Consider the following 15144-nt stretch of genomic DNA (forward strand, 5'->3'; position numbering starts at 1 on the left):
TCGCACCCGCGGGAGCGCATGCCATTCGGCAACCGGCTGTTGCCGAATCTCGGGAAGAACGTGCGTGAAGGCGAAAAAGCGCTTGCGTCGATAAATGAATGGCCCTATCAGGGCCGCACCGGAGAGGTGGCCGAGTGGTCGAAGGCGCTCCCCTGCTAAGGGAGTATACCAGAGATGGTATCGTGGGTTCGAATCCCATCTTCTCCGCCATTCCTATCATTCGCGCCAAGCTTCAAGACGATCCAGCAATTCTGTGATCGCGCGTTCGTAGTTTCCAAGTTCCTCGTCGATTGCCGCGCTCAATGAGCTGCCGTTCCTTCCGCCTATCGCCGCAGCAAGCGCTGCGCCGTGCGTATAGTCCACGAGTATATGCACCCAAAGCAGAGCGCGCGACGGCGAAAGGCCAAGGTCTTCCAGCAGCTTCGTGAGATTGTCCGTGATTCGTCTTGCGTGGTCAGGGAGCTCGGCTGACTGGTTGAAAATGGCAAGCGTCAGGCCGGGGTGGCGCACCACCCTTGTTCGATATGCTTTGAGCAGGCCCTCTATTCGAAATCGAGCGGCGCCTTCCGACGGCGAAACGACATCTGCATAGACGATGTCTGCCAAGGCGCCAATCAATCCGTCCCGATCCTTGAAGTGGTGATAGATCGTCATCGGGTTGACGTTCGCGCGCTTGGCCACCGCCCGCATTGTCAGGCGTTCAAAGCCCTCGCTGTCCAAAAGAGCCAAGGCCTCCGCAAGGATTTTAGCCGGCAACTCGTTTTCTCCGTCGGCGCGTGGCCTGCCTCGGCTTTGCTGGGTCATTGTGTGACCGCATAGGTCGATTGCACCAGCCCGGAAGGAAATGGACGGGTGCCCACATGCCTCAAATGAATGTCGCTCCCCAGCGGGCCGAACAAGGGGCGGCCGCTGCCGAGCAATATGGGGACGCGGGTAATCACCAGGTCGCTGATCAGCCCTTCCAGCAGGAAGGATTGGATAACACGTCCTCCATCGACATAGACACGACGACATCCTTCCGCGTCGAGCATCGCCATGGCTTGCCGTGGCGACTTTTCTGCGAAGCGGACGTTGCCGATAAGGTCAGCGGGCACCGGCTGTTCCGCCAGGGTGGAAGAAAGAACCAGCACCGGGCGATCGTAGAGCCACGGCTTCATGTCGCGCACCGTGTCGAACGTGCCCCGGCCCATTATGATAGCGTCGATATCAGCTATGAAGTCATTGTAGCCGTGATCCTCGTCTGAAGCGTCATGCTTGAGCAGCCATTCTATGTCGCCGTCATCGCGAGCGATGAAACCGTCCAGGCTGGTTGCTATAAAAACGTGACCCGTGATCATCCTTCGTCTCCTAAATTATACGGTGTATAATTATGAATCGAGGTGAGCGGTCAATTCCCGGCGACGAGCGGACTGCTTGAGAACGGCAGATCCGCCCGACATCACCAGTCGTCGCAAGACATGGCCTATCGACGTGACAGTCATCTCACGCTGAACAGGATACGCGGATCGTGCTGGCCCTTGTAGAAAGGCGAGACATTTCGGTCGACATCAAGCAGGCTGAAGACCGTCATCTGAACGGAGCAGACATTCAAAGCCTAGGCCAATGGCTTTACCGTGTGGTCATGTCCGCGACTTCTGCGACCGCAAGATGGCTATAATGTCGGTCATCACCGGCGCAAGTTACCGATATCGAATCGGCTGGGATAGAATCAATTTGAGGCGTGCCTCGATTTGGGACGCCGCCCGGGACGGCTTCCGGCCTGTCCACCACCTGCAATCGCAAGGGCAAAAGCAGCAAATCGGCGGGCGCACCTCTCCAAATCCTTCAATTCGCTAAGAAATGGCTGATTTGGCCGCCGGGCTGTGTTTCTTCGGCAATATTTGATCCGACCGCGTAAGTGCCCGTGACATAAGAATTTTCTTAACGAAGTCTAAATCTATATTGGGGCGCGGCTGTCGTTTTGTGTCCTTTCGGCAACAGGACTTACGGAAGGCTTACGCAAATCACCCATTCCGAGAAGATGTCGATTGCGTGACAGAGCGCGTCTTGTATTTTCAACCTCGGAAGCGAGGGCGATTGATCGTCCACTTCTTGAAACGCGAGGATGGGACAGGGAATACCTTCGGGTAGTTCTCATTCTCGATTAAAACTTTGACTGGAGGTCAATATGAACATCAAGAGCCTTCTTCTGGGCTCCGCTGCTGCGCTTGCAGCAGTTTCCGGTGCTCACGCAGCTGACGCTATTGTAGCTGCTGAGCCGGAGCCGCTTGAGTACGTTCGCATCTGCGACGCTTACGGTGCTGGCTACTTCTTCATCCCGGGCACCGAAACCTGCCTCAAGATCGGCGGTAAGGTTCGTACCGAAGGTCAGTGGTACGATGCCTACAACCCGAACAGCCGTCTGGGCACGCTTTGGCACACTCGTGCTGAACTCCGCCTCGCTACCGCAAGCGACACCGAATACGGTCCGCTGAAGACCAACACCGAAATTCGTTGGGACTGGAACGACGGCAACAGCACGAAGACCAACCTGCTGCACGCCAGCATCAGCCTCGGTGGTTTCACCGTTGGTAAGGAAGACTCCGAGTTCAACGTATTCACCGGTTACGCCGGCGACGTCATCAACGACGACGTGGTCTATGACGGCCCGTACGAATTGAACCAGATCACCTACAACTACGATGCAGGCAACGGCTTCACCGCTGTTATCTCGCTCGAAGACACCAACTCTGGCACTGGCGCAACCGGCTCGAACGGCGAAGACAGCTCCGATCACTACGCTCCTGACGTTGTCGCCGGTGTTGGCTTCAAGTCTGGCGCATGGGGCTTCAAGGTCGTCGGCGGTTACGACTCGATCGTTGAAGAAGGCGCTATCAAGGCTCGCGTTGACGCTGACTTCGGCGCATTCTCGGCCTTCTTGATGGGCGGCTGGAACACGGACGGCGACAAGCTGAACAAGTACGCTGGTTCGAACGGCGCCGGCGATGCAGCTGGTATCGGCTGGGGTGACTGGGCCCTTTGGGGTGGCGCAAGCGTTCCGATCAACGAAAAGCTGAAGTGGAACGTTCAGCTCGCTTACACCGACTCCAAGATCTTCGCCGCTACGACGAACCTGACCTGGAACCCGGTTAAGAACCTGACCGTCCGTCCGGAAGTTTCCTACACCAACTGGGACTCCATCAATCAGGATCAGTGGTCTGGTATCCTCCGCTTCGAGCGTGCATTCTAATCTGATCTGACCTCGGTCATATGAGATTTCTCACTTCGGTGAGAGAAAAGCCCGGCCTTTTGGCCGGGCTTTTTTATTGTGCTGAAAGCGAAGTTTTTTGAGTATTGGAAAGAGTAACCTCGCCGTTTCGGGGTTAGGAAATTTGCTTGTCCAATATCGCCTTGTAAGTTGTGTCTTTTTTAAAGGTAATCTGAAGTAGAGTCCCGCTTCAAACGTGGCGATGTTATGACAGTTTTGCGACGTGATTTTTGTGCAACGCACCTTTTGAAACACGCGTCATAAATGCGGATAGTTTGTATCTGATATTGCTCTGAAAAAAACGATCTGTAGGTTCCAAATCGGAAGCAAGGCTTACTGTCTTGGTTCTCCCAGATCAGGGGTCAACTTTTAAAATCTAGGTGGGGTGGGGCGCGTCGATTTTCGCGGCGTGAAGACTCATACCTAATTGATATTGAAACTGGAGTTACTATGAACATCAAGAGCCTTCTTCTCGGCTCCGCTGCTGCGCTGGCAGCAGTTTCCGGTGCTCATGCAGCCGACGCTATCGTTGCTGCTGAGCCCGAGCCGTTGGAATACGTTCGCATCTGCGACGCATATGGTGCTGGCTACTTCTTCATTCCAGGCACCGAAACCTGCCTCAAGGTCGGCGGTCAGGTCCGTACCGAAGGCGGTTGGTACAACGCTTACAAGGCTGGCCAGGACGAAAGCGCCCGTGGCACCTACTGGCATACCCGCGCCGAGCTGAGAATTTCGACCGCATCGGACACCGAATACGGCCCGCTGAAGACCTCCACGGTCTATCGTTGGGACTGGAATGACGGCGGCGCAACCACCAGCAAGCTGCTCTGGGCTAACATCAGCCTCGGTGGTTTCCTCGTTGGTAAGAACGATTCGGTCTATTCGACCTTCCTCGGCTACGCCGGCGACGTCATCAACGACGACGTGATCGAATACGGTATCAACGGTACCGACGAACTGAACCAGCTCACCTACACCTATGATGCTGGCAACGGCTTCACCGCAGTCATCTCGCTGGAAGATTCCAATTCCGGCACGGGTGCCAAGGGTGCAAACGGCGAAGACAGCTCTGACCACTACGCTCCGGACGTTGTCGCCGGTGCTGGCTACAAGGCCGGTGCCTGGCAGTTCCGCGTCGTAGGCGGCTACGACTCGATCGTTGAAGAAGGCGCAGTCAAGGCTCGCATCGATGCCGACTTCGGCGTTCTCTCCGCGTTCATCATGGGCGGCTACAACACCGACGGCAGCAAGCTCAACAAGTACGCTGGTGCTGGTGGTGCTGGTATCGGCTGGGGTGACTGGGCTCTCTGGGGCGGCGCAAGCGTTCCGATCAACGAAAAGCTCAAGTGGAACGTTCAGCTCGCTTATGACGACCTGAAGACCTTCTCCGCTACGACGAACCTCAAGTTCAACCCGGTCAAGGACCTGCTCGTAGAGCCGGAAGTGACCTACACGAACTATGACTCCGTCAACAAAGACACCTGGGCCGGCATCCTTCGCTTCCAGCGCGTATTCTAATTCGGTTCACCGAATCAGATTGCATAGATTTTCTGATCTGACCTCCGATCAGATAAAAACTGGCCCGGTTCTCCCAACCGGGCCTTTCCTTTTGTCCAGAGCATTTCCGCTATTTCTTCGAATAGCGAAAACGCTCTATCTTCTTGTTTCTTTACGTATTCCTGCCGGAAAACCGCTGTGCAATATTCTTGGAAGTGCGCCAGGCTTGAGCCGTCAAGCTGCCGAAAGAAACGAGTGAATTGCATCCGGAATGTCGCCGAGATGCAGGATGGGAGCATGTCCCTGTCCAGCGATCACCTTGATGGTCGCTCCTGGATGGCGCAGCGCCATTTCGTCCGTCGTGGCGGCGGTCAGCAGCTTTGAATTCTCACCGCGAATCACCATCAGCGGAATGTCCTTGAAGCCCTCGAACTGCGCCCAAAGGTCCGGAAGCGGCGCCTCAAGGTCGAGTGCCTGCATCTGCGCGGCGATGGCAGGATCGTAATCGGCAATAGGTTTGCCATTCTCGAAAGCGTAAATTGCCCGCGCCATGTCCTGCCAATCCTCGTCGCCGAGTGCGGTAAAGGCGCTGCCATGATTTTCCCGCAGGATGTTGACCGCATCATCCCGATCGGCGGGTTTCCTGTCACGGTTCAGATAGTCGCGAATGTCGGTAAGCCCGACCTTCTCGAGGACAGGGCCAATATCATTGAGAATGACCGCTTTCAGAATATCCGGACGGCTCGCCGCCAGCACATGCAGGACGAGACCGCCGCGTGATGTGCCGATGAAGCTGGCCTGTGGGATACCAAGCGCGGCACAGATGGTCAGAACGTCTTGGGCTTCGACGGCGAGATTGTAGTGGGATTTATCCGCATCGCGTTCGGACCGGCCACGCCCACGGGCGTCGAGCGTGATCACTCTGTAAGGCGTGGTCGGGTGCTGCGACAGCAGCAGCGCCAATTGATGAAAATCCCGCGAATTGCGGGTAAGGCCCGGCAGGCAGATGACGGGTGGCCGCGCTCGCGTTGCTGTTTCATCGCCTGTGTAGTCTCGAACATAGAGCTTTAGCCCGTCCTGGGCTGGTATCGTTCGAGCAAGGAAGCCGCTTTCGTCGTCGCTGCGCATACATCGTGCCTCGTGCTTGGAATATCACTCGGGATGTAACGTCATTTCGACAGCATGCACAACCGCGGTTGAGGCTGCCGTCTAGAGCATTTCCAGGAAGAGTGCGCGGCGGTTTTCCGCCCGGAATGCGTAAAAACAAAGAGATAGGGCGCTTTCGCGATTCGAAGAAAAGCGAAAATGCTCTAGCCGCGACCGTTGACGAGATCGTGCACGATATCGGCCTTCTGGCCGAGGCGCGTCTTGTAGACCTGATAGTTCTCCATCACCCGTTGCACATAATTGCGTGTCTCGGGGAAGGGGATGCGCTCGATCCAGTCGATGACCTCGTCGATCGACTTGCCGCGCGGGTCGCCATAGCGGCTGATCCATTCCGGCACCTTGTTCGGGCCGGCATTGTAGGCGATGAAGGTAAGGATGTAAGAACCGCCGAAGGTGTCGATCTGCTCGCCGAGATAATGGGCGCCGAGCGTAGCATTATAGCCGGCATCCTGTGTCAGCTTCTCGGCGGAGTAAGCCATGCCGTGCCGCCCGGCAACCGCCTTGGCCGTCTTCGGCAGCAATTGCAGCAGGCCGCGTGCGTTGGCCGAAGACACCGCCGCCGGATTGAAGGCGCTCTCCTGCCGAGCGATGGCATAGGCAAGGGCCTTGCCGGAGCCGGAAATATTGGCGTTGGCCGGAATGACGCCGATCGGGAAGGCAAGCGCCGCCACGTCGACGCCGCGACCATAGGCGATCTTGCCGATCTGCAACGAGAGCTGATGGTTGCCGGAGCGCTCTGCGCGAGCCGCCAGCATGGCGATCTCGCCAGGGCTCTCCAATTGCTTCGCCAGTGCACGATAGAGCGCCTCGGCACGCCAGCCATGTCCGGCTGCCTCCAGGCGCGATATGGCCTGCACAGCCTCGCGTGCCTGGAATCGCTGCCTATCCTGAGCTGACGGCGATGGATAGGTGACATCAAGCATCCTGCGGCCGAGCTTTTCGGCCGCGAGCTGGCCGTAGAATGTGCTCGGATAGGAGGCGGCCTTGGCATAGAGGTCGGCGGCTTTTCCGGGGCCGCCCGCGTCGGCCGCACGACCTAGCCAATACCAGGCGCGCGACTGTGAGATCGGCCCGTTCGACACCTGAAGGATCTTGCGGAAATGCGCCGCGGCGGTCGCGCCGTCCTTGAGGCCACGTAGTGCATACCATCCGGCATGGAACTCGGCTTCGCCAATATCCTGCGGGCTTTCGGCGACATTGGCATCGACAACGCGATAGGCGTCGCTGAAATCGCCCTGGTCCACCAGGCCGCGGCTGACGATGCGCTGCTCGTTCCACCATTGCCCGGGGTTGACGAGCACGCTGCGGTCGCGCGGCATCTGCGCCAGAAGTCTGGCGGCGTCGTCATATCTGTCTTGGCGGCGCAGGTTTTCGATCCGCATGAAGAGGTAGGCGGGATCCTTGCGCCATTGCGCATCCATGGATGCGATCAGCGCATCTGCCTTGCCGGAACGATCATTGACCGCTGCCCAGGCCTTGTAGAGCGATTGTGCCTTGCCAAGGTCACCGAAACGTTTCGCCTGTGCCGTGCGATCGCGATAAAGCAGATAGTCCATGCGGGCCTTGTGATCGGCGGGCGAAAGCAGGCTTGAGAATTCCGCGAGGATCTTGTCTTCGAGCGGCTTGTCCAGGGGTTCGTTGCGCCAGATCTTGCGGATCAATTTCGCAGCCGGCGCCGATGAGCCGCGTGCCATCAGGGCGCGCGAAAGGATTATAGAGCCTTCCACGGTTTCCGGCTGGGTGCTGCCGAATGCGGCAAGGACCTGATCCGTCGGCGGATTTTCGGCGTAAAGGGCTCGCTCCGAGTTGGCTCGCAGGCTGCCAAGCCCGGGCCAGCCCACAAGCTCGCTTGCGGCAGCTGCTATTTCACCCGAGGGGACACCGGCCTGGCCCGAAGTTGCGATCGCCCAGGTCAGGATATGGCGATCAAGCGTACCGTCGGTCATACTGTTGCGAACAGCGATCGCCTGCATCGGATTCTTGTTGGAAAGTGCGTCGAGACCAGCCTTCAGGTCGCTGCTCACGGGCGCCACCGTGGAGCCGAGCGGGATCGCGGCAGTGCTCATCGGGTCCGGCACCACCATGGCCACATCGGCATCACTGCGGGCTGTCGTCTGTCTACCGGGAAGCTGCGAGGCAAACGCGCCCCACGCGACCGCCAAGCCGACAACGGTCCAGATCGTCACAGGTTTCTTCATCCGGCTACTCACAAAACAATCAGGCCCTTTCCATTTGCCAAATGCTATATTAACGAAACCTTACCGGTGCTTCGAATTTCAATCAATTATCATATCGGAAACTGATGCTCACCGTTCAAAGCGTGCTTGTCGCCAGCAAGACGGCGCTTTATGGTGCGCGGATTCATAACCATGGATTGCGGCTGAAGCATGAAGGCTATGCCGCTAGGAGACTTGCATGTTCCAGGGGTCCATTCCCGCTCTCGTTACGCCCTTTACTGATGCCGGCAAGGTGGATGAAGCTTCGTTCGCATCCCATGTCGAGTGGCAGATAAAAGAGGGTAGCCGCGGTCTGGTGCCTGTGGGCACGACCGGTGAATCGCCGACCCTGTCGCATGACGAGCACAAGCGTGTCGTCGAGCTCTCCATCGAAGTGGCGAACAAGCGCGTTCCTGTTATGGCCGGTGCGGGCTCGAACAATACGCGCGAAGCGATCGAGCTTGCCCAGCATGCCGAGAAGGTCGGAGCCAATGCTGTGCTGGTGGTTACTCCATATTACAACAAGCCGACGCAGAAGGGCCTGTACGCTCATTTCGCAGCTGTCGCGGAAGCCGTGAAGCTGCCAATCTATATCTACAATATTCCGGGTCGTTCGGTTGTGGACATGACGCCGGAGACCATGGGCGCGCTCGCGAAGGCCCATGCCAATATCGTCGGCGTCAAGGATGCCACCGGCAAGATCGAGCGCGTTTCAGAACAGCGCATTACCTGCGGTCGTGATTTCCGCCAGCTGTCCGGCGAAGACGCGACGGCGCTCGGCTTCAATGCGCATGGCGGTATCGGATGCATTTCCGTGACGGCCAATGTCGCTCCGCGCCTCTGTGCGGAGTTCCAGGCGGCAACGCTTGCGGGTGATTATGCCAAGGCCCTGGAATATCAGGACCGCTTGATGCCGCTGCACAAGGCGATCTTTATCGAGCCCGGCCTCTGTGGCGCCAAGTACGGCCTTTCGCGCCTTGGCCGCATGAGCCGCAATGTACGTTCGCCGCTTTTGTCGACCCTGGAGCCGGGCACGGAAGCTGCAATCGATGCGGCGCTGCGCCATGCTGGTCTGCTGAACTGACGACAGGCAAGCGTACCGGGGAAACTCTCTATAAGACCGCTCTCTCTTCACAAGGAGGGCGGTCTCGCTTATTTAAGGTGCAGGAATTTGGCGCGCCGACGGCTGCCGCCGGAATGAACCAAGAAAAGAAGAAGAATCATGGCCCCCAAAGGCAGCCAACGCGTCGTGAAGAAGATCGTGGCGGAAAACCGCAAGGCACGCTTCAACTACGAGATCATCGATACCTATGAGGCCGGGCTCGTGCTGATGGGCACGGAGGTCAAGTCGTTGCGCGAAGGCAAGGCTAACATCGCCGAATCCTACGCTTCCGACGAAGGCGGCGAGATCTGGCTCATCAATTCCTATTTGCCGGAATATCTGCAGGCGAACCGCTTCAATCACGAGCCGCGCCGGCGCCGTAAACTATTGCTTTCCAGCCGCGAAATCGGCCGGTTGCGGTCTGCCATCAATCGCGAGGGCATGACGTTGGTGCCGTTGAAGATCTATTTCAACGACAATGGCCGTGCGAAGCTTGAGCTGGCACTCGCCAAGGGTAAGAAACTCCACGACAAGCGCGAGTCCGAAAAAGAGCGTGACTGGAACCGGCAAAAGAGCCGGCTGCTGAAAGATAACCGCTAGAGCATTTCCAGGAAAAGTGCGCAGCGGTTTTCCGTCCGGAAATGCGTAAAAACAAAGAGATAGAGCCGAAAGCCTTCGGCTTTATTCGCTGTCCGCTTCCGCGTGACTGACCTCTGCCGATCGGTGTGGCCGCTCGGAGGGCTCGCGGCCGATTTCGGCTTTCAGCGACACAAGGTCGATGAAATGGTCGGCCTGCCGGCGCAGATCGTCGGCGATCATCGGCGGTTGGGTTGCCATGGTCGAAATCACCGAAACCTTGCGTCCGCGCCGCTGCAGCGCTTCGACCAACGTGGTGAAATCGCCATCGCCGGAGAAAATCACCAGATGGTCGACGGTTTCGGACTGTTCCATGGCATCGATCGCCAGCTCGATGTCCATGTTGCCCTTGATCTTGCGGCGTCCCATGGAGTCGGTGAATTCCTTGGCCGGCTTGGTGACGACCTTGTAACCGTTATAGTCGAGCCAGTCGATCAACGGGCGGATCGACGAATATTCCTGATCTTCGATAAGGGCCGTATAGTAATAGGCGCGCAGCAGATAGCCGCGCTTCTGGAAGGCTTTCAGGAGTTTGCGGTAGTCAATATCGAAGCCGAGGCTCTTGGATGCAGCGTAGAGGTTGGCGCCGTCTATAAAAAGTGCAATTTTCTCGCGTGGGTCAAACATCGCTTACATATCCACTGTTACAAAAACGTAATATCTTTATTCAAAGTTCAGCTAAAACAATGCCTTATGCTGCAGTGCAGAATAATTCGTATTACTTTATGAACTATTCATATAACCGAGACTTAGGGCACGAAAGGTGATATTCCAAGCAACCTAAGATAGAATTCATCGCTTGTCGCGGAGAATTTTAGCACTTTTCCCGACGGTGCGTAGGCGCTCAAACAGGAAAAACTTGAATTTGCCATCGTTTGCTTGTATCGGCGTGCTACTCCGAGACATGATGACGACATCACGACCGCAAAGGACAGGCAATGGCCCGTGTCACAGTAGAAGATTGCATTGATAAAGTTGAGAACCGGTTCGAGCTCGTATTGCTCGCCAGCCACCGCGCTCGCCTGATTTCGCAAGGGTCCTCGATCACGATCGACCGTGACAACGACAAGAACCCTGTTGTCGCCCTGCGCGAAATCGCCGATGAGACGCTGTCACCAGACGATCTCAAGGAAGACCTGATCCATTCGCTGCAGAAGCATGTCGAAATCGATGAGCCCGAGCCCGATCCGGCAAGCCTTCTTGCCGCCGGCGGTGCGTCTGCCTCGAGCGACGAAGAAGAAGATGCTCCGGAAGCCGTTACTTTCGACCAGATGTCGGAAGAAGAACTGCTGGCCGGCATCGAAGGCCTGGTTCCGCCGGAAAAAAGCGACGATTACTGATCGTCGAGCTTGATGCTCCGGTCAGGAGCGATATGATGAGGGGATACGTGCGCCGGTCATATGACTGGCGCGCTTTTGTTTTTGCGGGAGTAGCTTTGGAATGATGCGGCAATACGAGCTTGTTGAGCGCGTGCAGAAATACAAGCCCGATGCCAACGAAGCTCTGCTCAACAAGGCCTATGTTTATGCCATGCAAAAGCATGGCCAGCAGAAGCGCGCCAGCGGCGATCCCTATATTTCCCATCCTCTCGAAGTTGCTGCCATTCTGACCGACATGCGTCTGGATGAGTCGACCATCGCAGTCGCTCTACTGCATGACACGATCGAGGATACGACGGCGACGCGTGCCGAGATCGACGAACTCTTCGGCGAGGATATCGGCCGTCTGGTCGAGGGCCTGACCAAGATCAAGAAGCTCGATCTCGTCACCAAGAAGGCCAAGCAGGCGGAAAACCTGCGCAAGCTGCTGCTTGCCATTTCCGACGATGTGCGTGTGCTCCTGGTGAAGCTCGCCGATCGCCTGCACAATATGCGCACCCTCGATCACATGTCGCCGGAAAAGCGGGCTCGCATTTCCGAGGAGACGATGGAGATCTATGCGCCGCTTGCCGGCCGCATGGGCATGCATGACATGCGCGAGGAACTGGAGGAGCTGTCCTTCCGCCACATCAATCCCGAAGCGCACGATACCGTCACCAAGCGCCTGGAAGAGCTGTCGCGGCGCAACGAAGGCCTGGTCAAGAAGATCGAGACGGAATTGCGCGATCTGCTTGTAGCCAACGGCCTTGCCAATGCAATGGTCAAGGGGCGGCTGAAGAGCCCTTATTCGGTCTTCCGCAAGATGCAGTCGAAGTCGCTGTCCTTCGAGCAGCTTTCTGACATTTACGGCTTCCGTCTTCTCGTCGATGACGTTCCGTCCTGCTATCGCGCGCTCGGCATCGTCCACACGCGCTGGCGCGTCGTCCCGGGCCGGTTCAAGGACTATATCTCGACGCCGAAGCAGAATGACTACCGCTCCCTGCACACGACGATCGTTGGCCCCTCCAGCCAGCGCATCGAATTGCAGATCCGCACCAAGCGAATGCACGAGATCGCCGAATTCGGCATCGCCGCCCATACGCTCTACAAGGACGGCGCAAACGGTAATGGCGATGGCGAGCTGTTGTCGCGGGAGAGCAATGCCTATTCCTGGCTGCGTCACACCATCGAGGCGCTGGCCGAAGGCGATAGCCCTGAAGAGTTCCTAGAGCATACGAAGCTCGAACTGTTCCAGGACCAGGTCTTCTGTTTCACGCCCAAGGGCAAGCTGATTGCCTTGCCGCGCGGCGCCACACCGATCGATTTTGCCTATGCCGTTCACACCAATATCGGCGACACCACGGTCGGCGCGAAGATCAACGGCCGCATCATGCCGCTGGTGACGCGCCTGACCAATGGCGACGAGGTCGAAATCATCCGCTCCGGCGTGCAGGTGCCGCCGGCCGCCTGGGAAGAGATTGTCGTGACCGGCAAGGCGCGCGCCGCCATTCGCCGCGCCACCCGGCTTGCCATCCGCAAGCAATATGCCGGCCTTGGCCATCGCATTCTCGAACGCACGTTCGAGCGCGCCGGCAAGGTCTTCTCGCGGGATGCACTGAAGCCTGCCCTGCATCGTCTCGGCCAGAAGGATGTTGAGGACGCTATTGCTGCCGTCGGGCGAGGGGAGATGTCGTCGCTCGATGTGCTGCGCGCCGTCTATCCCGACCATCAGGACGAGCGCGTGACAGTCAAGCCCGCCGGCGATGAAGGCTGGTTCAACGTCCACAGCGCCGCCGGCATGATCTTCAAGATCCCCGGCAAGAACAAGGCAGATCTCGTCGATGGCATAGAGGCGCCGCCGATCCGGGGTCTCGCAGCCAATGTCGAAGTGCACTTCGCCCCGACAGGCGCCGTCCCCGGCGATCGCATCGTCGGCATCATGGAAAAAGGCAAGGGGATTACCATATACCCCATTCAGTCGCCGATCCTGCAGCGGTTCGACGACGAGCCGGAGCGCTGGATCGACGTTCGCTGGGATCTGGACGAGGCCAACAAGTCCCGTTTTGCCGCGCGTGTCCTGATCAACGCGCTGAACGAGCCTGGCACGCTGGCCAAGGTGGCGCAGACAGTCGCCGATGTCGACGTCAATATCCGCATCCTCAATACCGTGCGCGTTGCCGCCGACTTCACCGAGATGGCGCTGGATGTCGAGGTCTGGGACCTGCGCCAGCTCAACCAGCTTCTGGTGCAGCTCAAGGAACTCGATTGCATCGCGACGGTGAAGCGGCTCTACGAATAAAGGTACCGCTTTCGCCATCGATCCGGGCATGCTGCATATTTTGTGATCATTTTATGACCAAATTCGAGCGGCTTTCCGGATTGATATGCATTGAGCGCATGGCTGTGTGTATTTTAGAGCGGTGGTAATTGGCCGCCGCCGAGCCTATCTTCTAGTCATCGAAGAAACGAAACAGAGATGAGAGAAGACAATGTTTAGCCCGATCAAGAAAATCGCCCGCGCCCTGCGTGTTCCGAGTGTTGAAGAACGCGAAATGGCTTACCTGAATGGTTCGCATGACCGTTTTGACCTTGAGTATCGCCAGCGTCAGGTTGACCGCGGCCTGTTCCGCGTCCGTTAATCGCCGTTAATACTTTTACGACCAGGAGGGGCGCGTTGATATTGCGCCCTTGGAGCTTCCCGATCTTGCGGGAATGCTTCCCGAAAACGGAAGAACGTTTCTCTTTCTGCTTCCTGAGCAGATGACGTTCCAAAAAAGGGCCGTAGTTGTGGTTCCTAATCAGTGCGTGAAATGCTTGGCCGGTCTTGTCATGACGGCCCCCAGTGCACTAGATAAGCCGCATGCTATTTCGTCGCCGAAAACCACTGACACTGAAGGAAAAACTGCGGGAGCATCTTTGGCCCCGCAAGGGTTTCGTTCGTTCATTCCAATATTTTGGTAAGCGCCTCGTTCGTCTTGCAGCCTCGCCGCATTCGGTTGCAGCAGGCTTCGCCGCGGGCATCGTTGTGTCGTGGACACCTTTCATCGGCGTGCATTTCGTGATGGCGATCATCATCGCCTATTTGATCGGTGGCAATGTCATTGCCTCCGCGCTCGGCTGTCTGGCAGCCGGCAATCCCATTACCTATCCCTTCATCTGGGCCTTCACCTGGGAAATCGGCCATCTGATCCTGGCGCGTGACAGCGGCGGGCAGGGCGGTGGCATCGATCTGCCGGCGCTCTGGCACAAGGGCGACCTCCTGCAAATTTGGGACCCGGTTTTGAAGCCGATGCTGATTGGCGGCATTCCGCCGGCAATCATTTCCGGCGTCATCGTCTATGCGCTCACTTATTATGGCGTGAAGACTTTCAAGACGCGCCGCAAGGAACGTTTGATGGAGCGTGCTCGTGAACGCCTGGCGCTTGTCGACAACGCATCGAGCGTTTGACGAAGCCTGACTTCGCCCCGGCCGCCTGGAGGGCCTTCTATTGATCATCGGGATAGGCAGCGATCTCATCGACATTCGCCGCGTCGAAAAGACGATGGAGCGCTTTGGTGCGCGGTTTACGGAGCGCTGTTTCACCGACATCGAGCGCGCCAAGTCCGAGCGCCGCAAGAACAAGGCTGCGTCCTACGCCAAGCGCTTTGCCGCCAAGGAGGCCTGCTCCAAGGCACTGGGCACTGGTCTGGCGCAAGGCGTCTTCTGGCGCGACATGGGTGTTGTCAATCTGCCGAGCGGCAAGCCGACGATGCAGCTGACCGGAGGGGCGGCGGAACGACTCGCCTCCATGTTGCCGGCAAATCATCGCGCCGCCATTCATTTGACGATAACTGATGATTTTCCTCTTGCTCAGGCATTTGTGATCATCGAGGCTCTACCGATGGACGGCTGAATCGCCGTCAGATGCCGCTTTTGGCACC

14 protein-coding genes and 1 tRNA gene are annotated in these 15144 nt (G+C 57.6%); 10 read left to right on the forward strand and 5 right to left on the reverse strand.

Features of this window, described 5'->3' with window-relative positions; genetic code table 11:
• Positions 1-120 precede the first annotated feature (120 nt).
• A tRNA-Ser gene (locus A6U86_RS01835) sits at positions 121-210 on the forward strand.
• Between the two features lie 6 nt (positions 211-216).
• On the opposite strand, the gene A6U86_RS01840 is transcribed toward A6U86_RS01835, so the two are convergent.
• Together A6U86_RS01840 and A6U86_RS01845 are read right to left on the reverse strand one after the other, a co-directional pair.
• On the reverse strand, positions 217-756 hold the full coding sequence (locus tag A6U86_RS01840; RefSeq protein WP_244509817.1) for a TetR/AcrR family transcriptional regulator: 540 nt from the start codon (positions 754-756) through the stop codon (positions 217-219).
• Between the two features lie 44 nt (positions 757-800).
• Positions 801-1337 carry a dihydrofolate reductase family protein gene (locus A6U86_RS01845; protein ID WP_068385543.1) on the reverse strand — a complete coding sequence of 179 codons (537 nt, stop codon included), beginning with the start codon at positions 1335-1337 and terminating at the stop codon, positions 801-803.
• An 830-nt stretch (positions 1338-2167) separates the two neighbouring features.
• Here A6U86_RS01845 and A6U86_RS01850 point away from each other — a divergent pair.
• Together A6U86_RS01850 and A6U86_RS01855 are read left to right on the forward strand one after the other, a co-directional pair.
• The gene (locus tag A6U86_RS01850; protein ID WP_068385546.1) at positions 2168-3229 is read left to right on the forward strand and encodes a porin; all 1062 of its coding nucleotides are present in this window, start codon (positions 2168-2170) and stop codon (positions 3227-3229) included.
• Between the two features lie 468 nt (positions 3230-3697).
• On the forward strand, positions 3698-4765 hold the full coding sequence (locus tag A6U86_RS01855) for a porin (RefSeq protein WP_068385549.1): 1068 nt from the start codon (positions 3698-3700) through the stop codon (positions 4763-4765).
• Between the two features lie 213 nt (positions 4766-4978).
• On the opposite strand, the gene A6U86_RS01860 is transcribed toward A6U86_RS01855, so the two are convergent.
• Entirely contained in the window at positions 4979-5872 is an 894-nt protein-coding gene (locus A6U86_RS01860; RefSeq protein WP_068385559.1) for an alpha/beta fold hydrolase, read from the reverse strand.
• 182 nt (positions 5873-6054) lie between these two features.
• On the reverse strand, positions 6055-8109 hold the full coding sequence (locus A6U86_RS01865; RefSeq protein WP_068385562.1) for a lytic transglycosylase domain-containing protein: 2055 nt from the start codon (positions 8107-8109) through the stop codon (positions 6055-6057).
• 217 nt (positions 8110-8326) lie between these two features.
• Between A6U86_RS01865 and dapA the strand changes: the two genes are divergently transcribed.
• Together dapA and smpB are read left to right on the forward strand one after the other, a co-directional pair.
• Positions 8327-9211, forward strand: a complete 885-nt coding sequence (gene dapA, locus A6U86_RS01870) for a 4-hydroxy-tetrahydrodipicolinate synthase (protein ID WP_068385565.1) — start codon at positions 8327-8329, stop codon at positions 9209-9211.
• Positions 9212-9349: 138 nt separating this feature from the next.
• The gene (smpB, locus tag A6U86_RS01875; RefSeq protein WP_068385567.1) at positions 9350-9829 is read left to right on the forward strand and encodes an SsrA-binding protein SmpB; all 480 of its coding nucleotides are present in this window, start codon (positions 9350-9352) and stop codon (positions 9827-9829) included.
• 81 nt (positions 9830-9910) lie between these two features.
• On the opposite strand, the gene A6U86_RS01880 is transcribed toward smpB, so the two are convergent.
• Positions 9911-10492 (reverse strand): NYN domain-containing protein, encoded by a 582-nt coding sequence (locus A6U86_RS01880; protein ID WP_068385569.1) that lies wholly within the window; start codon positions 10490-10492, stop codon positions 9911-9913.
• Positions 10493-10803: 311 nt separating this feature from the next.
• Between A6U86_RS01880 and rpoZ the strand changes: the two genes are divergently transcribed.
• The 5 genes from rpoZ (at position 10804) to acpS (ending at position 15116) form a co-directional block, all read left to right on the forward strand.
• On the forward strand, positions 10804-11205 hold the full coding sequence (gene rpoZ, locus A6U86_RS01885) for a DNA-directed RNA polymerase subunit omega (protein ID WP_068385571.1): 402 nt from the start codon (positions 10804-10806) through the stop codon (positions 11203-11205).
• 100 nt (positions 11206-11305) lie between these two features.
• Entirely contained in the window at positions 11306-13522 is a 2217-nt protein-coding gene (locus A6U86_RS01890) for a bifunctional (p)ppGpp synthetase/guanosine-3',5'-bis(diphosphate) 3'-pyrophosphohydrolase (protein WP_068385573.1), read from the forward strand.
• A gap of 190 nt (positions 13523-13712) precedes the next feature.
• Positions 13713-13862 (forward strand): DUF3563 family protein, encoded by a 150-nt coding sequence (locus A6U86_RS01895; protein ID WP_068385574.1) that lies wholly within the window; start codon positions 13713-13715, stop codon positions 13860-13862.
• Positions 13863-14083: 221 nt separating this feature from the next.
• Positions 14084-14671, forward strand: a complete 588-nt coding sequence (locus tag A6U86_RS01900; protein ID WP_068385576.1) for a DUF2062 domain-containing protein — start codon at positions 14084-14086, stop codon at positions 14669-14671.
• Between the two features lie 40 nt (positions 14672-14711).
• A complete protein-coding gene (gene acpS, locus A6U86_RS01905) occupies positions 14712-15116 on the forward strand; it encodes a holo-ACP synthase (protein WP_068385578.1) in 405 nt (134 codons plus the stop codon).
• Positions 15117-15144 lie beyond the last annotated feature (28 nt).

It is taken from the genome of Rhizobium sp. AC27/96 (genome assembly GCF_001692325.1).
GTDB lineage: Bacteria > Pseudomonadota > Alphaproteobacteria > Rhizobiales > Rhizobiaceae > Rhizobium.

What these genes read in the sequence shown, in the direction of transcription:
- dapA (WP_068385565.1), top strand. Translation starts at nt 8,327, where the DNA reads ATGTTCCAGGGGTCCATTCCCGCTCTCGTTACGCCCTTTACTGATGCC.
- A6U86_RS01890 (WP_068385573.1), top strand. Translation starts at nt 11,306, where the DNA reads ATGATGCGGCAATACGAGCTTGTTGAGCGCGTGCAGAAATACAAGCCC.
- A6U86_RS01900 (WP_068385576.1), top strand. Translation starts at nt 14,084, where the DNA reads ATGCTATTTCGTCGCCGAAAACCACTGACACTGAAGGAAAAACTGCGG.
- A6U86_RS01855 (WP_068385549.1), top strand. Translation starts at nt 3,698, where the DNA reads ATGAACATCAAGAGCCTTCTTCTCGGCTCCGCTGCTGCGCTGGCAGCA.
- A6U86_RS01845 (WP_068385543.1), bottom strand. Translation starts at nt 1,337, where the DNA reads ATGATCACGGGTCACGTTTTTATAGCAACCAGCCTGGACGGTTTCATC.
- A6U86_RS01880 (WP_068385569.1), bottom strand. Translation starts at nt 10,492, where the DNA reads ATGTTTGACCCACGCGAGAAAATTGCACTTTTTATAGACGGCGCCAAC.
- A6U86_RS01865 (WP_068385562.1), bottom strand. Translation starts at nt 8,109, where the DNA reads ATGAAGAAACCTGTGACGATCTGGACCGTTGTCGGCTTGGCGGTCGCG.
- A6U86_RS01895 (WP_068385574.1), top strand. Translation starts at nt 13,713, where the DNA reads ATGTTTAGCCCGATCAAGAAAATCGCCCGCGCCCTGCGTGTTCCGAGT.
- rpoZ (WP_068385571.1), top strand. Translation starts at nt 10,804, where the DNA reads ATGGCCCGTGTCACAGTAGAAGATTGCATTGATAAAGTTGAGAACCGG.
- A6U86_RS01860 (WP_068385559.1), bottom strand. Translation starts at nt 5,872, where the DNA reads ATGCGCAGCGACGACGAAAGCGGCTTCCTTGCTCGAACGATACCAGCC.
- smpB (WP_068385567.1), top strand. Translation starts at nt 9,350, where the DNA reads ATGGCCCCCAAAGGCAGCCAACGCGTCGTGAAGAAGATCGTGGCGGAA.
- A6U86_RS01850 (WP_068385546.1), top strand. Translation starts at nt 2,168, where the DNA reads ATGAACATCAAGAGCCTTCTTCTGGGCTCCGCTGCTGCGCTTGCAGCA.